Source organism: Gemmiger sp. An194 (assembly GCF_002160145.1).
Classification (GTDB): Bacteria; Bacillota; Clostridia; order Oscillospirales; family Ruminococcaceae; genus Allofournierella.
Genome location: NZ_NFKA01000011.1, coordinates 73,982 through 95,042, shown reverse-complemented (window position 1 = coordinate 95,042; position 21,061 = coordinate 73,982). Strand labels below are relative to the sequence as shown.

Below are 21,061 nucleotides of genomic sequence, written 5' to 3'. Positions count from 1 at the left end.
GCCCCCCAAAAAAAGACGTACTGGTACTTCGCAATGCCGCGAAGTACAAATGTGATTACTGCGCGAAGGCGGTGATCTCGGTCTCCACCACGGTGGTGCCCGCGGCGATCTCGTACCGTACCGAGGGAATCACGGTGTTGGGCGCATACAGGCTGGTGTTGGGCCAGCACTCAATGATCTGCGCCGTGCCGGATTTGCCGCATACTGTGCAGCGCTGGGTCTGGTTGCCCGCTTCAGCGGTGCAGCCATCCGCCTTTGCGGCGAATTCCGGAGTAAACTTTGCCACCGCGAAGCCGCTGTCGTAGGCGGTGCAGGCAAAGGGACTCTGGATGGTGTGCCGCCGGATGTGGCCCTGCTCGGTGGGAATCAGCTCGGTGGTCACGGTGATGCCCTCGAAGGGAGACCAGGTGGCGATCATCCGGTCTTCTTTTACCTCAAAGCTGTCGCTGTGACGGCGCACAAACACCTGGCCGCTGATTACAAAGGCCAGCATGCTGTCCGGCGCGGCCTGCTCCAGCTGTACATAGCTGCGGCTGGCAGAGAAGCCGAACCGGGTGCTGTACACGAACTTGCCGTACTTTTCTGCGAACTGGCCGTGCTCGTTCTGCTCCACCTCAGCGGGGGCATACAGGTTCACCTGGCCGTCCGGAGTGCGCTGCATCAGGAAATGAGCATTGTACATGGGGGTCAGGCCCGGATTTGCGGCCAGAGGAGCGGCCTCTGCCTTCCAGAAGGGGTGATCTTCCGGCAGACCCAGCACGATGAAGCTCTTCATGGACCAGTAGGGACTGCCCGGCGCATTGTAGCGCTCGGTCATGAACATCTGGGGATAGCAGTAACCGATGTTCAGCACGCCGTCCCGATCAACAATGGGCTTTTCCATCCACCACTGGAGGTTACGCACGATGATACCCTTCATCTGCTCCAGCGGCAGGGGCTCCAGCCCGGCCCAGATGCAAACAGAGTAGAAGGCACACTGAGCAAAGCGGTAAGCAAGGCTCCGGCCATAAGGGATGGCAGCGCCGTTTTCATCGAACCAGTGCTGGAATTCCCGGCCGAACACCAGAGCCCGCTCCCGCAGGCGAGCGGCCCGTTCCGGGTCGGTGTCGGCGGCGAATACGCTGTACAGCACGCCGTAGTACTGGATGGCCCAAGGAATGTAGTAGTCGCGCTGAGGCTTGTTCAGCGGAGAACCGTCGCTGTACCAGCCGTCGCCGATGTACCAGCTTTCCATCTCCTGCAGATCCAGCTCCATGCGTTCAGCCTCATAGGGCATGTTTACCGAGCGCAGCGCCAGGTTGACCAGAATGCGGAAGCCCAGCCAGTTGCACATGGGCAGCTCATGCTGGTTGATGGTGCTCAGCCAGTTGACCAGATTCTGCTTTTCCTTGTCGCTCAAGGGCTCCCAGAACGTCTGGGGAACTTCCAGAATGGCACAGGCAATGGCGGCCATTTCCACGAACAGCTGGTCGTAGTCGCCGGGATTGCCCCAGTATTCCGGGCTCTCGGGATCGGTACCGCTGACCAGTCCCTTCTGGTAAATGCGGGTCAGTTCCGGTGCCTCGCCGCCGCCCTGCAGCAGGGGAGCCAGAGCCCACAGAATGCGGGAAAAGCCCTCCATCTGGATGGTGTCGCGGCAGTAGCTGGCGCCGGTGTCGCCGATCTGGAGCCGTGCGCAGCCCTCAGAGTAGAGGGGCAGCAGGGGGTCCAGAAGCTTGTGGGCCAGTGCTTCAAAGTCTTTGCGGGTATTCAGTTCCATTGCGCTCAATCCTTCTTTCCTGTATTGCGCTTTTTTACCAGTACAGCTCCCAGTCCTTGGTCAGACGGGTCAGAGCTTCCATGTAGAAGTAGTCGCCCCAGCTGGTGCATTCATCTACGCCCTCGGGGGTGCAGGTGTTGTAGGGGCTCTTCTTGCTGTAGGTGCCATGCAGGATCTGGCCGGCACCGGGCACGTGCTCACGCACCGCGTAGTTGTCCACCAGGCTGCCCATCATCTGACGGGCCAGCTTCACATAGCCCTCGGCCTCTTCGGCCTCCACGTACTTGGCAGCCTCCAGCAGGCCGCAGGCCACGATGGCAGCGGAGGAGGAGTCACGGGGCTCTTCGGTGCCGCTGGTGAACACCATATCCCAGTAGGGAATCAGATCGTCAGGCAGGCGGGTCATGTAGAAGGCCAGCGCCTTGCGGAAGGTGTCCAGATATTCGGGGTTCTTGGTGTAACGGTAGCTCAGCACGCTGCCGTACACGCCCCAGGCCTGACCGCGAGCCCAGAAGCTGTCATCCTTGTAGCCCTGGCAGGTGGCGCCGTGGCTGGGGGTGCCGTCCGGATTCATGAAGAAGGTGTGGTATGTGGAGCCGTCGGCACGGAAAGAGTTAGCCAGGCAGGTGGTGATGTGCTTGTGGGCAATGTCTGCGTATTTGGCATCGCCGGTCACCTCGGTGGCCCAGTACAGCAGAGGCAGGTTCAGCAGGCAGTCGATGATGTAGCGGTAGTTTTCCGGCGCACCCATCTCACCCCAGGCCTGAATGAACTGGCCCTTTTCCTGGAAACGGCTGATCAGCTGGTCGGCAGCCTTCACGGCGGCCTCCTTGCCGATCTCGCTGCCGGTCAGCTTGTAAGCTGCCACGCAGGAGGGGCTGTACAGGAAGCCCATATCGTGGTGGTCCACCTCGATCTTATGATCGATGCGGTAAGCGAAGCTGTCCACCAGCTTCAGAGCGGAGGCCTTGAAGGCCTCGTCGCCGGTGCGCTCAAAGGCCAGCCACACCTCGCCGGGCCAGAAGCCGCAGGTCCACTGGTTGTTGTCGCAGGCGGGGTAGATGTTGTCCACGCTGGAGTGGTTCTGGCAGCGGTCGGTGTACAGGGGCAGATTGATGCGAACCTGCTCACAGGCCTCGTCAAGAGCCGCAGCGGCGGCGGTATCGGTCAGAATGGGAAGATCAATGGTTTTCATAAAGCACCTCATTGCTCGGAGCGTTTCGGGAAGTCGGAACACTCCTGGAATAAAAAAACAGGGGCACGGAGCAGAATGCCCGTGCCCCTTCGGGGTAAAGGTTAGCCTTTCAGGCCGGCGGACGCAACGCCCTGCACGAAGTATTTCTGCAATGCCAGGAATACAATCAGCACGGGGATCAGCGCGATTACGGAGGCGGCCATAATCAGACCGTACTCAGCGGAATACTGGCTGATGAACATGCGCAGACCGATCTGGATGGTCTTGAGTTCGGTTTTGGTCAGGTAGATCATGGGACCAAGGAAGTCGTTCCAGGTGGAAACGAAGGTGAAGATGGTCAGGGTGGACAGTGCCGGCTTGGACAGCGGCAGCATGATGCGCCACCAGATGCCGTATTCGGACAGACCGTCGATACGAGCGGCTTCACACAGTTCGGTGGGAACGCCTTCATAGAACTGCTTCATCAGGAACACGCCGAAGGCGCTGAAGGCCTGCAGGCAGATGATGGCCAGGTGGGTGTTGTTCAGGCCCCAGGAACGCATCATCATGAACTGGGGAACCATGTAAGCCTGCCAGGGCACCGCGATGGTGGCAATGTAGCCCAGGAACAGGAGCTTTTTGCCCTTGAAGTTCAGCTTTGCAAATGCGTATGCAGCGAAGCTGGAGGTGAACAGCTGCAGCAGGGTGACGATGATGGTCAGCTTGGTAGTGTTTAAAATGAAAGTGGCCAGGGGGATCTTAGTCCAGATGTCCACGTAGTTTTCCGGTCTAGGATTGGAAGGAACCCACTCAATGGGGAAGGAGAAAACGTCCTTGTTCATTTTGAAGGAGGCGGACAGCATCCAAACAAAAGGAATCAGCATTAAGAAGGCAACAACAATCAGAATGACATAAATAGCGACCATCGCGATCTGATGCTGCCTTTTGGCAGATTTGGTTTTTACTGCAAGTGTTTGTGCCATTTTTAAAAGCCTCCTTTCTTAGTTATCAGCGGAAGAACCGCGGAACTGCACCAGAGTAACAATCAGAACAAGTGCAAACAGAACCATACTGATAGCGCTTGCATAACCGTAACGGGGAGTACCCACGAAAGCGACATTGTAGATGTCGTAAACCAGGGTCATGGTTGCGTTGCCGGGGCCGCCCTGGGTGATCATGTACATCTGATCGTATACCTTAAAGGAGGTGATGGTCAGCATAATCACAACAAAGAAGGTGGTGGGACGCAGCTGGGGCAGGATGATGTGCCAGAAGATCTGGCGGCGGTTTGCGCCGTCCAGCTCAGCGGCTTCGTTCAGCTCAGGATTGGTACCCTGCAGGCCGGCCAGGTAAATGACCATGTAATAGCCCATGTTTTTCCACACGCTGAACAGGATAACGGTGATCATAGCAGTCTCCTTGCCAGCGGCCCAGCGGGGCAGTTCCTCCACGCCAAAGGCGGACAGAACCATGTTAATAGGGCCCATGGAAGGATTGAAAATCATGTTCCACACGGCAGCAACAGCAACCAGAGAAGCAACGTAGGGGAAGAATGCCACGGTGCGGAAGAAGTTGCGGGCAAATACCTTCTGATTCAGCAGCAGAGCCAGACCAAGGCTGCAGACCAGAGTCAGAGGAACCGTGCCGACTGCGTAAATGATGGTGTTCACAAAGGAAACCTTAAAGGTATTGTCAGACAGCAGATCAGCAAAGTTCTGCAGGCCGACAAACTGAATGGCATGCACGCCGTCCCAATTACAGAAAGCCAGGCAGATGGCGAAAATCATCGGAACCAGGGTGAATACGCAAAAACCAATGAAGTTGGGAGCAATGAAGCTGTATGCAACCAGGCTGTCCCGCAGGTTTTTGTTCATTCCCTTGCCTCGTACTGCGGATGCAGTTTTGGTGGTTCGGGGCATTCGAAATCCCTCCTCAAGGATATGTTTGGAAAGCTATACAAAACAAGAGGGGGCGGGCGCGATCGCCCGCCCCCGGCTGTTTATGAACGAGTGTAGAAAAGCAAGGGGATTACTCAGCCAGCAGAGCCTGAACCTCGCTGTTCATGTTGGCAATGCCTTCCTCAACGGTGCAGGCATAGGTCATGATGGCGTCATGCCAGGTGTTCAGAACGGTCTCGATCTCAGCAGCCTTGTCAGACAGGGGCATCTCCAGGTACACAGCAACGGTGTTCAGAGCCTCAACAGAAGCCTCGTCGGTGGGGAAGCCTTCGGTAGCAGCAATGATGCTGTTGATTTCGCTGTTGGAAACAGCGGGGAAGGTGCCGGTAGCAGCGATGGCAGCAGCGCCTTCGTCGGAAACACACCAGTTGATGAAGTCAGCAGCGGCTTCCTGGTTCTCGGAGTAGGGGTTGATGCCCAGGCTGGTCACAGTGCCCAGAGTGGTGCCGGCCTCGACTCCTTCGGGATGGGGGTACTTCACGATGCCGAAGTTTACAGGCTCAACACCGTTGGCCTCAGCGTCAGCATTGTAAGCCTGCAGGGTAGCGATGAACCAGCTGCCCATGTTGCACATAGCGGTCTGGCCATTCTCGAAAGCAGCAGAGTAGTGCAGAGCGCTGGTCTTCTGCTCGCCGTAGTCGCCTACAACGCCATCCTTCTGCTCAGCCAGAATGGTCTCGTAGTAGGGAGCCAGGAAGTCGTAGTTGCCGTCGATGATGGTGTTCTGGCCATCCAGGATGCCGAACAGGGTTACGTCGGAACGCCAGGTGTGGTAGAAGTTACCGTAAACGCCGCTGGCCTCGGAAACCTCACGGATCAGAGCGTCGAACTCATCGAAGGTCATGTCGTTGGTGGGGTACTCTACGCCAGCAGCATCAAAGATGTCCTTGTTGTAGTACAGAACCCAGAAGTCGGAACGGAAGGGAACGCCGTAGAAGTTGCCGTCCTCAGCGGTCAGCTGCTCGATAACGCCGCCGAAGTCAGCGGTGTCGCGCTCCAGAATGTCGTTCATGGGAACGAGCATCTCCAGGTTGATCAGGTTGGAGTAACCGGGAATGTCCTTGATGGTCAGAACATCCAGCTCGCCGTTACCGCCAGCCAGCTGAGTAGCCAGCTGAGTCATGTAGTCGGTAGAGCCCAGGTCGGTCATCTCAATGGTCACATTGGGATGGCTTGCCATGTAGCCGTCAGCCATGGCTTTCCAGTAAGCAGTGGACTCCAGATCCCAAACAGCCCAGTTCAGGGTAACCTGCTCTTCCGAGCTGCCGGTGGAGGTGGAGGCAGTGCTGGCGGTGCTGGTGGCGGTGCTGGTGGAAGTGGATCCACCGCAAGCAACCATGGACAGAGCCATTACACTAGCGGTCACGAGTGCAAGAAGCTTTTTCATAGTGTGTGTTCTCTCCTTCTGTTATTTTTGATGAATCGTGAACGGATTCATCCCTGTAATAGATTATAATATAATTTAGCCTAAAAACAGATAGACTTTTTCAAGAAAAATTATGCAAAAAAGTAGGAAGTGGAAAGTCCTCCCAAAGAAAGAGGTTTTTGAAATCATGTATTTTTTTCAGAAAGATATATTTTTTTCATTGGAATTTTGCATTTCTTTGCTTTGACGCGGTGCTTTATTGTATAATAAAAGGGATATTAATAGTATAATAAGGTGAATGATAGCGAAAGGAACGATGTTGTGTTGAAACGCCGCCACTCACTTCAGATGCGAATTATTATGCTTTCCCTTGCGTTTAGTTCCATGATCGCCTTGGGAATCTGTGCGGTGAGTTTAGTTGTAGTATATCGAAATTATCTTCGGGCCAATTCGCAGAGTGTGGAGTACAGTTTGCAGGTTGCTGCGAACCAGCTTCGGCAAAACGTGAGTGAGATCGACGATTTTGCTGATTGGTGTACGGTGAACAGTACAATCCGAAGTTATATATTTGGAAATGTACAAACACAGCAGGTTCTTACGGTTTATGATACTTTACTTAATAAATATTCTTCGCAGTATACAGCGCGCTATCTGGACCGTATTCTGATTACAGATAATAATGGGCGGATTCTGCAGCAGGGAATGACCACCACACAAAGCCTTGCAATCACCGGGGATGGAATCTACCAGTTGCCGGGGTTCTCTGAAGGTACCGAAAATCTGTCATGGACCATGCTGGAAAAAGACCCACTGATCATTGGGAATTCCAAAACGATCATTCCGGTCATGCGAAAAATAGCCAGCTACTCCAGCAATGCCCAGGCGCAGGTTTACATTGCGGTTTCCAGCAGGATGATCACCGATGTGCTGCAGGAAACCAATGCCTGCGAGGACTGCGAGCTGTTCTGGATTATGAATGATCAGATGTGGCGGGTAAGCGGAAATGAGCTGATCGCGCTGGAGCCCGGCACGGAAATCCAATCTGTGGAAGAGATTCCGGATTACGTGTCGCTGATGAACCAGCAGACACGCCTGATCCGTTATAACGAACAGCTTGCGCTTGCATACCCTGTGGGAGTTCACGATTTGTACATTGCGCAGCTTCTGCAGCAGCCGGTGATCTGGGATCAATTGCCCAGCATGTTCCCCTTCTTCGTTATGATGCTTGGCGGCCTTTCGCTGCTGGGCCTTCTGTTGGGTCTTGTGCTGCGTCAGATGATTGCGGTCACGGTGCAGGCGCTGCAAAAACAGCTGGCACGGATCAGTGAGGGCGACTTTACGCCCAATCCGGACATTGAGTGGGACAATGAAATGGGCGACATTGGCCGCGGAATCAACGGACTTTCCCGTTCCATCAGCACGCTGATGGAAAAACGGCTGGATGACGAGCGACAGAAAAAGGATCTGGAGTATCGGATGCTGCAAAACCAGATCAACCCCCATTTTATTTATAATACATTAAATAGTATCAAATGGATGGCGGCGATCCAGCATGCCACCGGTATTGTGGAGATGACCATGGCGTTGTCGCGCCTGCTGAAAAGCGTTTCCAAGGGCAATGAGCGCCTGGTTACGCTTCAGGAGGAGTTCGCTCTGCTTAACGACTATTTTACCATCCAGCATTATCGCTACGGAGGAACGATCATGCTGGATGTATCCTACATTGAAGACGAGCGCCTGTGTCAGAATTGCATGATTCCGCGCTTTACCTTGCAGCCATTGGTGGAAAACGCGATTTTCCATGGAATCGAGCCAAAGGGCTGTGCAGGAAACATCGAGATCATCGTTACTCGCGATCCGTGCGGGGATACGCTGATTGTTTTGAAGGATAACGGTGTGGGTATGGATGAGGAAATGGCGGCAAAGGTGCTTCGTGCGCCGGAAGGCGAGGAGGCCGAGGCGAAATATCGTCATGTGGGCATGTGGAACGTGCACCGCCGTTTGCAGTATAGCTTTGGTGAAGAATATGGGTTGTCCATTTCTTCTCAGCCGGGGGTTGGAACATCGGTCACGATTCGTCTTCCCCCTGCCCATAATTCGGAGGAGGAGAGTACGGATTGATTCGTGTCTTACTTGTGGACGATGAACCGCTGGTTCTTATTGGCATGCAAAGCATGATCAATTGGGCAGAACAAGGGTTTGAACTGGTTGGAACAGCGCGAAACGGAAGCGAGGCATTGGAAAAAATCGATGATTTGAAGCCGGACATTGTGGTGTCGGACATTCGCATGCCGGTAATGGACGGGCTGACGATGGTGGCGCGCTGCAGGGAAAAGGACAACGCGCTGCCGGCGTTCATTATGCTGACCAGCTACGAAGAATTTTCCTATGTGCACCGGAGCATGAATCTGGGAGCGGTGGACTACCTGCTCAAACTAGAATTGACCGAGGAAAATCTGCTGGCCGCGCTGGAGCGTGCCCGGAATGCGGTGAAAAAAGAGAAGGCGCTGCGCCAGCCATCCTCGGAGACGGTGACTGGCTTGGAGCGGTATCGGGACCGGTTCTTTATTCATATGTACAGCGGAGCGTTCGACAGTGATGTTCAGATCCGCTCTGCGGCGGAGGAGCTGGGCATCAAGCTGGATTCGCCCTGGTATGCGGTGGCAATTGCCAGCATACGAAACCGCAAAGAGGATATCGAGCATCAGATCACGCTGAGCGCGGGCGTTACCCGCATGGCGGCGGATGTTTTGCCCAAATATATGCCCTGCTTTGTCACGGTTGTGGACCCAAGGCATTTTTCGGTGCTGTTCCCGCTGGAAACACCGGACGATATGCAGCAGTGCCTGATGCCGGTGCTGGAGAAGGCGAACAGCATTTTGTACAAATATTTCAGCGCCACCTTGTGGTGGGGCATCGGCCCTGCGGTAAACCGGCTGGATAAAATCCCGCACAGCAAGCGGGAGGCGCTTTCGGTCCTGCCGGTTCTGAGCTCCAGTGAGCCCATCGGTTTTACCGGAAGCGGAGCAAAACCGACGCTGGATCACCGGGCAAGGATCGTGGCGGACATTCAGAAATACATTCGCAATAATCTGGACAAGCGGCTTTCGCTGAACGATGTGGCGGCGGTGTTCAATTTCAGTCCGGGTTATCTCAGCCAGCTGTTTACACAAAACGGGGAAAGCAGCTTTGTGGAGTTCGTAACAGAAACCCGCATTGCAGCTGCGAAGGATCTGATGGCATCCACAGATCTTAAGATCTATGAGATCAGCCATAAGCTGGGCTTTGAAAGTGCCTTCTATTTTTCCAAGGTTTTTAAAAAGCTGGAGGGTGTAAGTCCGCGTGCCTACATGCAGAAGCTGCGCGGCATCTCTTTTGATAAGGAGGAGACAGCAGAATGTTGATGGAATTTCTTCAGCAAACTCCTGCATTTGTTCCGGGGCAGTGGAGACCTTGTCCCCCTGTATCGGATCGGAATGCATGGGAGTCGCTGCCCGGCGCAGCCCGGCTGCTGCAGGCAGGGCAGCAGGCGGCGAAGAACGATACCGGTGTACCGGCATTGCCGCTTTCGCTGTGGCTGCGGTTCACTGCCGACGGGGACCGTACCCAATACGAGAACGCGTATTTCGGCCGCCGCCGCACGCTGGCGCGCCTAGCATTGGCGGAAGCGGTAGAAAATCAGGGGAACTTTATTCCGCTGATCGGGGACTATGTATGGGCCATTTGTGAGGAGAGCGCCTGGCAGCTGCCTGCCCATAACAGTTATATTCGGGATACGCCGCAGCTGCCTCTGGCGGATACCTCCCGGCCGATCGTGGATCTGTTCGCTGCCGAGACCGCGGCGCTTCTGGCGATGGTCCACTACCTGCTGGGCGACGCGCTGGAGCGCTATGCTCCCGGCTTGCCCCGGCGGCTGGTCCGGGAAGTGACCTTCCGGGTGCTGACGCCCTGGCAGCGGGATCACTTCTGGTGGAAGGGCAACGGCGGTGAGCCCATGTGCAACTGGACACCTTGGTGCGTGCAGAACTGCCTAATCGCATTTTCTCTGCTGCAGCCGTGTAGCAAGGAATATCTGTATACCGTGGTGCGCAGCGCCGCCTACAGTCTGGATTGCTTTTTAAAGGACTACGGTGAGGACGGTGCATGCAGCGAGGGCGCCCAGTACTACAGCCACGCCGGTCTGTGCCTGTTCAATGGGCTGGACATTCTGTGTGCCATTGCTCCGGGAGTGTTTGACCGGGTGTGGGAGCAGCCCAAGCTGAGGGGAATCGCCGAATACATTTCCAATGTACATGTTTCCGGTTCGTTCTATCTGAACTTTGCGGATTGCAGCCCGCTTGCCGGTGCACGCGGTGCACGGGAATTCCTGTTTGGCAGAAAGATTGGCAGTCAGCCGCTTATGGCGCTGGCAGCAGAGGATTTTGTGCGCTGGCCGGGCGGCGAACCCACCTCGGATTCGGTGGCGGGCATCAACCTGTACTATGCGGTACAGGCAGCCTTTGCGGAGGCGGACATCTGCGCCTATGCGAAGGAACACGCCGGAAGCGCCGCTGTGCTTCCGGAGGACAGCTGGTATCCCAGCATCGGGCTGCGCATCTGCCGCCGTGCGGGTTATACCGTGGGCATCAAGGCAGGCTGCAACGCTGACAGTCACAACCACAACGACACCGGCAGCGTGACACTGTATAAAGACGGAAACCCGCTGCTGATTGACCTGGGCGTGGAGAGCTACACCAAAAAGACCTTCAGCCCTCAGCGGTACGAGATCTGGACCATGCGTTCCGGCTGGCACAATCTTCCGGAGTTTGACCCGGAAGGGGCTGCTTATGAGCAGAAGCCGGGCGCGGAATTTGCCGCCCGGGAGGTACAGAAGCTGGAGGGTGGTCTGAGCATGGACATTGCACCCGCCTATGGAACGGTTCCCGGCCTGGGCAATTACTGCCGTAAAGCGGTTCTGCAGGAGGACGGCTTGCATCTGAGCGATGAAACCGACTATCCCGGCGAGGTGGCTCTGAGCCTGCTGAGCGTGGAAGCGCCCCAGGTGGAGGAGTCCGGCATCCGATTCGGGGAACTGGGCTTTGCTGCAATCGAGCAAATGCCTTTGCGCATCACCACCGAGAAGGTGGAGGTGACCGATGCTCGCCTGCGCACGGCCTGGCCTCAGGTGATCTGGCGTACCCGAATCTGGTTTAAGCATGGTCTGGATTTGATCGTTGGATAATGTTCAATCGAAATGCTGCATTGCAAAGCGGAAAATAGGCAATGCGGCATGAAAATAGAAAGTGAGGAATCGACTGTTCATGGAAACCATTAAACTGAAGGTGCTGGATGTGCCCGGCCATACGCTGCTGACCTGCAATGCGGCGCAGCAGGTAAGTCTGGTTTATACGAATGCCTACCGTCCGGGCGATCGGGTGGCACTGGAGATCAACACCCCCGGGCGCTACTGCTGGATTCAGTTCGAGGATACGATGCCGGAAGTGCTGGTCTATGTGGAAAAGCGGGAAATCAACTTTACCATTCCCTTTGGCGAGCAGGCAATCACCTACAGCCCCAAAAGCTTTACGGGTGAGCGTCATGTGATCCGTGCCCGGCTGGCAACCCCCGAAGAGGTGGCGGTGCGCCGGAACCTGGCGTTTAATCCCTACGATCAGCATGGTGATACCGGCTTTTATCCCCATGCGGTGGCAAACGTGGAGACCCGCGGTGAAGCGGTGTTTGCAGCGCGCAATGCCATTGACGGAATCTTTGAAAACACTGCGCACGGGGAATACCCCTATCAGAGCTGGGGCATCAACCGGGACCCGAAGGCGGAGCTGCGCCTGGAATTCGGCCGTCCGGTCACTCTGGATGAGCTTCGGCTGACCCTGCGGGGTGACTATCCCCATGATAATTACTGGACGCAGGCCACCGTGGTATTCTCGGATGGCAGCCAGGAGAAGCTTTCCCTGACCAACAGCCTTGCGCCCCAGCGTTTTCCGCTGGAGACGCCCAAGACGGTGACCTGGCTGGTGCTGAAGGATCTGATTCAGGCGGAAGGCCCCTCGCCGTTTCCGGCCCTGACCCAGATCGAAGCCTGGGGCTGTGAGGCTGCTGAGGTCGCAGAACAGGCATAAAGGTTAAAAAAATATCCCCGGCGGGCAGCGTCTGCTGCCCGGTACGGGGATGTTTTTTCAGGAAGCAGGGGCAGATGAAGCCCCGCGGAATTGTTTGCAAAGGAGAGAAGAGCAAATGGAACGTATGGCCTGGCGAGGCAAGATCAAACCCGGTAAAAAGGAAGAATACATCCGCCGCCACAATGAAATCTGGCCGGAGATGGTGGAGGTTCTCAAGAAGGCAGGAATCTGCAACTACACCATTTATGCGGACAAGAATGAGCTGTTTGGGTACTATGAATGCGAAAAAGGCGTTGCCTATGCAGAAAAGACCCAGGCGGAAAGCGCTGTTGTGGATCGCTGGAATGAATACATGAAGGACATTCTGGAGCTGGAAATGGACCCGGAAACCGGAGCGCAGCCTAAGCTGGAGCCTGTATTCCGGCTGGACTGAGAAAGCGGCAGTAATGATACCGGCATAAAAACGAAAAAGCGAACCGATTCCCAAAAGGGAGTCGGTTCGCTTTTTTGAGTGCAAAGGGCAGAGGATGTGCCCACAAAACTTTTTCAGGATTTTTAAAGTTCAGTTAGGGTTGACACGGTACACTGAACACAGAAAATCCAAACGAGGGAGGCACATCGCCGTGAAAGATCAGATGATTTTTCAGCGTTATGAATTCAAATATCTGCTGACGCGAAGTCAGCTGCGGACCGTTCTTCTGGCCGCAAAGCCCCACATCGTACCCGATGCTTACAGCCACAGCTCCATTCGGAATATCTATCTGGATACCCCGGATTTCCGGCTCATCCGCCGCAGCCTGGAAAAGCCGGTCTATAAAGAGAAGGTTCGCCTGCGAAGCTACGGAACAGCAGAGGCGGGGGATTCGGTTTTTGTAGAGCTGAAAAAGAAATACCGGTCGGTGGTATATAAACGACGTCTTTCCATGGAATGGGAATAGGCCATGGCCTGCGTTTTTGGAAAGAACCCCTGGCCGGATACCCAGATCGGCCAGGAGCTTGCCTATGCAATGGACTTTTACGGCGGCCTGCGTCCGGCAGTGTTTCTTTCCTACGAGCGGGATGCCTACCAGGGCATCGAGGACCCGCAGCTGCGGATGACCTTCGACTCCCGGATTCTGTACCGCCGACAGGGACTCAGTCTGGCTGCAGAGCCCTGGGGTGTACCGTTGCTTGGGGCAGACCAGGTGCTGATGGAGCTGAAGGTGGCCGGTGGACTGCCGCTCTGGCTGGCACGGGTGCTGTCCAGTCAGGGGATTTATAAGACCTCGTTTTCCAAATACGGTGCTGCATATCAGGATAAGCCTGAACAATACAGGGGATTGGGCAGAACTGTGCGTGGAGGATGACGGTCCGGGGCTTTTACCGGAGGAGCGGGAGAGAATTTTCGAACCCTTTTATCGGTTGGACCGTTCCCGCAGCAGGGAAATCGGCGGCAATGGTCTGGGGCTGGCCATTGTGCGGCGGATCACCCGGCAGTATGGTGGAACGGTATATGCAGAGCAATCCTCCCTGGGCGAGGCTTGCTTTGTAGTGCAGCTGCCATTTCGGAAAACGGAATGATTATCGCAGAAATAAAAAGGAGTATCTCTGTGGAGACACAGAGATACTCCTTTTTCGTAAAAGATAACAACCGGGAAACAGATGTCTGGGGGTGCAATGGATAAGATAGAGCGGTTATTGCTCGCCGCCCATGCACTTGACCAGAACGGCCTTCTGGGCATGCAGGCGGTTTTCGGCCTCCTCGAAGATCTCGTCAGCGTGCTGCTCGAACACCTCGGCGGTGATCTCCTCCTCCCGGTGGGCGGGCAGGCAGTGCATGACCATGGCGTCCGGCTTGGCCAGAGCCATGTTGACGGCGTTCACCTGGTAGGGGGCGAACACCTTGCGGCGCTCGGCGGCCTCGTCCTCCTGACCCATGGATGCCCATACATCGGTGTAGACCACATCCGCGTCCTGAATGGCCTGCTGCACATCGGTGGTGCACAGGAAGTTTCCGGTTTCGCTGGCCCACTGCATCAGCTTTGCGTCCGGCTCATGCCCGGCGGGGCAGGCCACGGATACCTGCATGCCCATGGTGATGCAGCCGGCAATCAGGCTGTTGGCCATGTTGTTGCCGTCGCCCACAAAGCAGAGCTTTTTGCCTGCCAGTGCACCCTTGCGCTCCCGGATGGTCATCAGGTCCGCCAGCACCTGACAGGGATGGCAGTAGTCGGTCAGGCCGTTGATGATGGGGATGGAGCCGTATTTGGCCAGATCCTCCACCTCCTGCTGGGCGAAGGTACGAATCATGATGCCGTCCAGATAGCGGCTCAGCACCCGGGCGGTGTCCTCCACCGGCTCGCCGCGGCCGATCTGCAGGTCCCGGCTGCTCAGAAACAGCGCGGAGCCGCCCAGATCGAACATACCCACTTCGAAGGATACACGGGTACGGGTAGAGGATTTGGAGAAAATCATGCCCAGAGTTTTGCCTTTCAGCAGGGGATGAGGCACCCCGTTTTTCTTTTCGTACTTCAGCTGATCCGCAATGTTCAGCAGCTCGGTGATCTCATCCGCGGTCAGATCGGCCAGTTTCAGTAAATGTTTCATTTCGCACACACCTCTTTTATGATGGTTACTGCCTGCTCCAGCAGGTCGTTTGGAATGTTCAAAGGCGGCAGCAGCCGCAGCTTGTTCTTGGCCCGCAGGGGCAGTACGCCCAGGGCCTGACAGTCGGCCAGCACCTGGCCCGGGTCTCGCTCGGTCTCGATGCCCAGCATCAGGCCAAGACCGCTCACGCTGCGCACGCCGGGCGCGCCCTCCAGCTGAGCGCGAATCCATTCGCCCTTGGCGGTGACCTCCGCCAGCAGGGTGTCGTCCAGCCGCTCCAGAATGGAGATTGCTCCGGCGCAGCACACCGGGTTGCCGCCAAAGGTGCTGCCGTGGCTGCCTGGGGTCAGCACACCGGCCGCCTTACCGCCCAGCAGCACTGCACCAAGCGGCAGGCCGCCGCCCAGTCCCTTGGCGGTGGTCACCACATCCGGCTGGATGCCGTAGTGCATGTAGCTGAACAGCTTGCCGGTGCGGCCGTTGCCGGTCTGTACCTCATCCACCATCAGCAGCAGCTTGTGTTCGCTTGCCAGCTGGGCCAGTCCCTGCACGAAGGCCTTGTCCTGCACCAGCACGCCGCCCTCGCCCTGAATCATCTCCAGAAGAACAGCGCAGCAGGGGACTTTGTCCAGAATTTTTCGGATGCCTTCCAGATCGCCGGATTCACCATACACAAAGCCGGGAGTCAGGGGCAGGAAATCCTTGTGGAACACCTCCTGCCCGGTGGCGGCCAGGGTGGCCAGAGTGCGGCCGTGGAAGCTGTTTTTCAGAGTAAGTACGGTGAAGTGCTCCGGCCCCAGCTGTTCCGCGCCGTACTTGCGGGCCACCTTGATGGCGCACTCGTTGGTCTCCGCGCCGGAATTGGAGAAGAACACCTCCTGCATGCCGGTGCGCTGGCAGAGCATGGCCGCCAGTTTGGCGCAGGGCTCGGTGTAATACAGGTTGGAGGTGTGCTGCAGGGCGGCGGCCTGATGGGTAACCGCCTCCAGCCACTGAGCGTCGCAGGCGCCAAAGGCGTTCACGCCGATGCCGCTGCCCATATCGATGTACTGCTTGCCGTCGTCACCGGTGAGCAGTGCGCCCTGGCCGCCGGTGAGGGTCACCGGGAACCGGGCATAGGTGTGGGCCACATAGGATTGGTCCAGCTGTTTAATGTTGTCCATAATTTCCTCCGGAAACAAACATGGTGCCGATGCCCTCATCGGTGAGGGTCTCGATCAGGATGGCGTGGGGGATGCGGCCGTCAATGATGAACACCCGGCTCACGCCCCGGCGGATGGCCTCGATGCAGCATTCCACCTTGGGAATCATGCCGCCGGAGATCACGCCCTCCCGCATCAGCTGGGGTGCTTCGCTCACGGTGATCTGGCTGATCAGGGTGGAGGGGTCGTCCTTGTCCCGCAGGATGCCGCAGATGTCGGTCATGGAGATCAGGCTCTCGGCCTTCAGCTCGGCGGCGATGCGGGCGGCGGCGGTGTCCGCGTTGATGTTGTACACGTTGCCCTCCGCGTCGCAGCCCACGGTGGAGATCACCGGGATGTAGCCCTTCTCCAGCACGTCCAGCACCGGCTCCACGTTGATGTGGGTGATCTCGCCCACATACCCCAGCTCAGGCCGCAGGGGCTGGGCCTGAATCAGATAGCCGTCCATGCCGCTCAGACCGATGGCCTTGCCGCCCTTGCTCTGCAGCAGGCTCACAAGGCTCTTGCAGAGCTTGCCCGCCAGCACCATCTGCACGATGTCGGCGGTTTCCTTGTCGGTCACCCGCAGGCCGTCCACGAATTTGCTTTCCTTGCCCACACGCTTGAGCATGTCGCTGATTTCCGGCCCGCCGCCGTGCACCAGCACCACCTTCACGCCGATCAGGCTCAGCAGCACCAGGTCACCCATTACTGCTTGCTTTAAATCCTCGTTGATCATGGCGTTGCCGCCGTATTTCACCACCAGAATTTTACCGGTGTACTTCTGAATGTAGGGCAGGGCATGAATCAGCACCTGCGCCCGTTGTGCATTGCTCAGTTCCATGGCTGCCTCCTCAGGTGCGGTAATCGCCGTTGATTTTCACATAATCGTAGGTCAGATCGCAGCCCCAGGCCGTGCTTTCGGCGCTGCCGCTGTTCAGCTCCACCTGAATCTCGATCTCGTGCTCCAGCAGAATCTGCTTGGCTTTTTCCTCCGAGAAGGGGATGCCCGCCCCGGCCTTGCACACCTCAATGCAGCCCGCCTTGCTGACGAAGGCCACATCCACCGCCTGCACGTTCACATCCGCGCCGCTGTAGCCGATGGCGCAGAGAATGCGGCCCCAGTTGGCGTCCGCCCCGAAGATGGCGGCCTTTACCAGCGAGGAGCAGATCACCGACTTTGCCACGGTACGCGCGGTGGCCAGGTCAGCCGCGCCGCTCACCTTGCATTCCAGCAGATGGGTCGCGCCCTCGCCGTCACCTGCCAGCATCTTGCACAGCTGCATGGTCACGGTGTTCAGTGCCTTCATAAAGACGGCGAAATCCTCGCCCTCCTGAGTGATGGGGGTGTTGTCCGCCATGCCGTTGGCCAGAACGATCACCATGTCGTTGGTGGAGGTGTCACCGTCCACGCTCACCATGTTGAAGGTGCTCTGCACGTCGGTGCTCAGGGCCTTCTGCAGCAGATCGCTGCTGATGGCCGCGTCGGTGGTCAGGAACACCAGCATGGTGGCCATGTTGGGATGAATCATGCCGCTGCCCTTGGCGATGCCGCCCAGATGGCATACCTTGCCGTCCAGCTCAAACTCCACCGCCGCTTCCTTGGGGATGGTGTCGGTGGTCATGATGGCGGTGGCTGCGTGCAGGCTGTTGTGGTAGGCAAGATCCGCCGCCAGCGGAGCCATGCCCGCCTGAATCACATCCAGATTCAGGGGCTGGCCGATCACACCGGTGGATGCGATGGCCACATCCTCGGGGGCGAGACCCAGCTGGTCCGCCGCCAGCTGACACATGGCGTTGGCGATCTGGGGGCCGTCCGCATTGCAGGTGTTGGCATTGCCGCTGTTGCAGAGGATAGCCTGAGCGGTGCCGTCTGCCAGATGCTCCTTGGTCACCAGCAGGGGGGCACCCTTCACCAGGTTGGTGGTGTACACCGCCGCGGCGCTGGCCTTGCAGTCGCTCACGATCAGGCCCAGGTCCCGTTTGGTCTGATTTTTCCGAATGCCGCAGTGAACGCCCGCGGCCTTGAATCCCGCTGCGGCGCAGACGCCGCCTTCGATCTGTTTCATGTTCATTTTCCCTTCCCTATATATAATGAAAATATAATAAAACTGCTGTTGAACGGCTTAAAGGCTCAGGCCGGTTTCCGGGGCAAGACCCAGCACAAGGTTCATACATTCCACCGCCGCGCCGCTGGCGCCCTTGCCCAGATTGTCGTATCGGGCGGTGAGCAGGATGCGATCGCCGTTGCCCGCCACCGAGATCTCCATTCCGTCCAGACCGGTGAGGGCTGCTGCGGAGAAGAAGCCCTCCTCTCCGCAGGATTCCTTCCAGTGCACCACCGGACCGGTGTAAAGGCTTTGGTACAGCTGGCACACATCCTCCACGCTGCCCTTCAGCTGGCTGGCAAACAGGGGAACCGTTACCGCCATGCCGCTGTAGAAATCCGCCACGATGGGGCAGAAGATGGGCGGTGCTTCCAGCCCGGCGACGGCCTTCATCTCGGGCAGGTGCTTGTGCTGCTGGCCCAGGCCATACTGACGGGGAGCGTCCAGCAGCGGGCTGCGGGCTGGGTCCTCATACTGGGCGATCATCGCCTTGCCGCCGCCGCTGTAGCCGGTGACGGAGTGACAGGTGAGCAGGGCATCCTTTGCCAGAAGTCCGGCGCTGACCAGTGGCTGTACCAGCGCAATGAAGCCGCTGGCGTGGCAGCCGGGAACCGCGATACGCTTCCCGTTTTTCACTGCCTGAGCAAAACTGTCTCCCAGCTCAGGGAATCCGTAGGCCCAGCCCGGGGCGGTCCGGTGCGCCGTGGAGGCATCAATGATCACCGTGTCCGGGTCAGTTACCAGGGCCACGGCCTGCTTTGCCGCCGCATCCGGCAGGCAGAGAAATGCAATGTCGCATTCGTTCAAAGCAGCCTGTCGGGCCGCATCGTTTTTTCGCAGCTCCTCGGGCAGTGTGAGCAGGGTGATGTCCTGCCGCTGTGCCAGCCGCTGGTGGATGCGCAGGCCTGTCGTTCCGGCGCTGCCGTCGATAAATACCTTGGTCATGGTGTTGACCCTCCTTGCTTGCGGGGGTTGTTTGCGTGAATAGCGAATGAATATATTTTGTATCCATGTGAATATATATTCAATATTTTTTGGAAGAAAATTCCTCTTTTAGGTTTTTTCTACGGAATAAATAACAAAATGTCCAGCGTAAAAATACATAGGAAAATACAAAATACAGCCCGGGCGGCTCCGATCCTGTCTGATACAGGAACAAAGCCGCCCGGGCTGTTTTGATGAAGATAAGGGAAAGGAAATGAAGAAGGAGTTTGAAAAAATCAGGCGAAGGTCAACTCAAAGCCTTCGGCGTAGAAGGCCCCGCCCATGGGCAGGCAGTCCAGATCAAGGGTCACTTCGCCATCACCCTGGCGGAAGCGCAGAGTCTGGCCGGTGCGCATGCAGCGAACCGAAGCAACCGGCTGGGGCAGATGCAGGGTGAGCTTGCCCGGCAGAGCGGGTACCTCGTCGTAGGCATAGAAGGTATAGGCGCGCTCGTCGGTGCGGGTGTAGAACAGCCGCTCCTCAAAGTAAGGCGCGCAGATGCGGGTGTTGTAGATGCCCTGGCCGAACAGCTTGAGCCAGGCACCCATCTCCCGCAGAGAACGCTCGGCAGGAGCGGGGAGCAGGCCGTCCGGCTGCGGCGCGATGTTCAGTGCCAGGTTGCCGCCCTTGCTCACCACATCCAGAAGCAGGTGGACCAGCTGGCGGCCGCTCTTGAAATGATCGGTGTAATGGAAGGAGAATTTCTGCCCCACGGTGGTGCAGGTCTCCCAGGGTACGGTGAGGGCGGTGTCCGGCACCGTCTTTTCCGGGGTGATGAAATTCTCGTACTCACCGCCGCAGGTGCGCTCACACACGATCATCTGGGGCTGGGTGGTGGCGCGCATCTCCTCCACGATCTCGCCCAGGCGGATATCCTGGCCCAGATTGTCCGGACGGACCCAGCCGCCGTCCAGCCAGAGCACATCGATCTGACCGTAGTTGGTGCAAAGTTCCCGGATCTGCTCGTGGGTGAACTGTACATACTTTTCCCACAGCTCGGGGTGCTGGTCCACATCGTAGTTCACGTTGCGGGTGGGGGCAGTACCGAACTGGGGTGCCCAGTAGTAGGGGCTGTGCCAGTCGGGCTTGGAGAAATAGGTGGAGATGGCGAGCCCCTTGCGGCGAAACTCCCGATAAAGCGCACCCACCACATCTGCGTCCGGATGGGTGTGGAAGGGGCAGTCCGGTCCGGTGATCTTGTAGTCGGTGGTCTTAGTGTCGTACATGCAGAAGCCGTCGTGATGCTTGGTGGTGAACAGCAGGTATTTGAAGCCGCACTCACTGGCCAGCTCCGCCCAGGCGGCGGCATCGAACTTCACCGGATTGAAGGTCTTGTTGGCATCCCAGTACTGCTGCTTACACACTTCAGCAGGCGCCCAGGTGAAGTCCTCCTGGCTCCAGGCGGCGTCGCCGTCACTCAAAGGCCAGCTCTCGTAGGTGCCCAGCTGACTGCCGGGAGCCCAGTGCATCATAAAGCCAAGCTTCAGGCCCATGAACCAGTCCAGATGCTTTTGAACCTGGGGAGATTTGGGAGGAACATATTCCTCCGGCGGGGTGTAATTATGAATGCCGTTGGCAACGATCTCTTTTTTCATGGCATGTGGTTCCTTTCGCAAAATGGGCGCTCAGCAAAGCGCCCTTTTCTTATGCCGCCCCGGCGGTGGGGGCCCTTTGGTTCCACTATAAAAGAATTTTTGCTGCGGCGAAAGGGGCAATTCTTTTGCTGATGTGCACTTTTTTTGGCTGCGGTGTTCCGGGGGAACCGGTTAAGAGAAAATCCCGACTCGAAGCAAGAAAAAAGACACATAAACCGAAATAATTCCACTTTT

17 protein-coding genes and 1 pseudogene are annotated in these 21,061 nt (G+C 57.2%); 7 read left to right on the top strand and 11 right to left on the bottom strand.

All coding sequences use genetic code 11. The annotated features are described in order from the left end of the window. Positions 1-55: 55 nt before the first annotated feature. The 5 genes from B5F28_RS08600 to B5F28_RS08580 all read right to left on the bottom strand — a co-directional run bounded on the left by B5F28_RS08600 (position 56) and on the right by B5F28_RS08580 (position 6,278). Positions 56-1,759 carry a DUF2264 domain-containing protein gene (locus B5F28_RS08600; RefSeq protein WP_087295255.1) on the bottom strand — a complete coding sequence of 568 codons (1,704 nt, stop codon included), beginning with the start codon at positions 1,757-1,759 and terminating at the stop codon, positions 56-58. Between the two features lie 34 nt (positions 1,760-1,793). Further along, entirely contained in the window at positions 1,794-2,954 is a 1,161-nt protein-coding gene (locus tag B5F28_RS08595) for a glycoside hydrolase family 88 protein (RefSeq protein WP_087295253.1), read from the bottom strand. 101 nt (positions 2,955-3,055) lie between these two features. After that, positions 3,056-3,916, bottom strand: coding sequence for a carbohydrate ABC transporter permease (locus B5F28_RS08590; protein WP_087295251.1), 861 nt, complete (start codon positions 3,914-3,916; stop codon positions 3,056-3,058). An 18-nt stretch (positions 3,917-3,934) separates the two neighbouring features. Continuing rightward, complete coding sequence (locus B5F28_RS08585) at positions 3,935-4,852, bottom strand: carbohydrate ABC transporter permease (protein ID WP_087295249.1); 918 nt, start codon at positions 4,850-4,852, stop codon at positions 3,935-3,937. A gap of 109 nt (positions 4,853-4,961) precedes the next feature. Continuing rightward, positions 4,962-6,278, bottom strand: coding sequence for an ABC transporter substrate-binding protein (locus B5F28_RS08580; RefSeq protein WP_087295246.1), 1,317 nt, complete (start codon positions 6,276-6,278; stop codon positions 4,962-4,964). A gap of 300 nt (positions 6,279-6,578) precedes the next feature. On the opposite strand from B5F28_RS08580, the gene B5F28_RS08575 reads away from it, so the two are divergent. The 7 genes and pseudogenes from B5F28_RS08575 to B5F28_RS08545 all read left to right on the top strand — a co-directional run bounded on the left by B5F28_RS08575 (position 6,579) and on the right by B5F28_RS08545 (position 13,933). Next, the gene (locus tag B5F28_RS08575) at positions 6,579-8,378 is read left to right on the top strand and encodes a sensor histidine kinase (RefSeq protein WP_143424717.1); all 1,800 of its coding nucleotides are present in this window, start codon (positions 6,579-6,581) and stop codon (positions 8,376-8,378) included. Between the two features lie 14 nt (positions 8,379-8,392). Further along, on the top strand, positions 8,393-9,661 hold the full coding sequence (locus tag B5F28_RS08570) for a response regulator (RefSeq protein WP_275532615.1): 1,269 nt from the start codon (positions 8,393-8,395) through the stop codon (positions 9,659-9,661). Further along, positions 9,655-11,478, top strand: a complete 1,824-nt coding sequence (locus tag B5F28_RS08565; protein ID WP_087295240.1) for a heparinase II/III domain-containing protein — start codon at positions 9,655-9,657, stop codon at positions 11,476-11,478. Before B5F28_RS08570 ends, B5F28_RS08565 begins: the two co-directional genes overlap by 7 nt. Positions 11,479-11,557: 79 nt before the next feature. After that, a complete protein-coding gene (locus B5F28_RS08560; protein WP_087295238.1) occupies positions 11,558-12,373 on the top strand; it encodes a carbohydrate-binding protein in 816 nt (271 codons plus the stop codon). A 115-nt stretch (positions 12,374-12,488) separates the two neighbouring features. Next, the gene (locus B5F28_RS08555) at positions 12,489-12,806 is read left to right on the top strand and encodes an L-rhamnose mutarotase (RefSeq protein ID WP_087295236.1); all 318 of its coding nucleotides are present in this window, start codon (positions 12,489-12,491) and stop codon (positions 12,804-12,806) included. A gap of 94 nt (positions 12,807-12,900) precedes the next feature. After that, positions 12,901-13,719: pseudogene (locus B5F28_RS08550) on the top strand (VTC domain-containing protein). Further along, a complete protein-coding gene (locus tag B5F28_RS08545) occupies positions 13,655-13,933 on the top strand; it encodes a sensor histidine kinase (protein WP_343212749.1) in 279 nt (92 codons plus the stop codon). The pseudogene B5F28_RS08550 and the gene B5F28_RS08545 overlap by 65 nt, the downstream one beginning before the upstream one ends. Positions 13,934-14,047: 114 nt before the next feature. On the opposite strand, the gene argF is transcribed toward B5F28_RS08545, so the two are convergent. From argF to B5F28_RS08515, 6 genes are all read right to left on the bottom strand, one after another. After that, positions 14,048-14,959, bottom strand: a complete 912-nt coding sequence (gene argF / locus B5F28_RS08540; protein ID WP_087295234.1) for an ornithine carbamoyltransferase — start codon at positions 14,957-14,959, stop codon at positions 14,048-14,050. Beyond that, complete coding sequence (locus B5F28_RS08535) at positions 14,956-16,122, bottom strand: acetylornithine transaminase (protein ID WP_087295232.1); 1,167 nt, start codon at positions 16,120-16,122, stop codon at positions 14,956-14,958. Before B5F28_RS08535 ends, argF begins: the two co-directional genes overlap by 4 nt. After that, positions 16,109-16,984 carry an acetylglutamate kinase gene (gene argB, locus B5F28_RS08530; RefSeq protein ID WP_087295230.1) on the bottom strand — a complete coding sequence of 292 codons (876 nt, stop codon included), beginning with the start codon at positions 16,982-16,984 and terminating at the stop codon, positions 16,109-16,111. The genes B5F28_RS08535 and argB overlap by 14 nt, the downstream gene beginning before the upstream one ends. A 10-nt stretch (positions 16,985-16,994) precedes the next feature. Next, the gene (gene argJ, locus B5F28_RS08525) at positions 16,995-18,215 is read right to left on the bottom strand and encodes a bifunctional glutamate N-acetyltransferase/amino-acid acetyltransferase ArgJ (protein WP_206423061.1); all 1,221 of its coding nucleotides are present in this window, start codon (positions 18,213-18,215) and stop codon (positions 16,995-16,997) included. A gap of 51 nt (positions 18,216-18,266) precedes the next feature. Then, positions 18,267-19,193: an N-acetyl-gamma-glutamyl-phosphate reductase gene (argC, locus tag B5F28_RS08520; protein ID WP_087295228.1), complete on the bottom strand. Its 927-nt coding sequence runs from the start codon at positions 19,191-19,193 to the stop codon at positions 18,267-18,269. A gap of 275 nt (positions 19,194-19,468) precedes the next feature. Continuing rightward, positions 19,469-20,827, bottom strand: a complete 1,359-nt coding sequence (locus tag B5F28_RS08515) for an alpha-L-fucosidase (RefSeq protein WP_087295226.1) — start codon at positions 20,825-20,827, stop codon at positions 19,469-19,471. Positions 20,828-21,061: the final 234 nt, after the last annotated feature.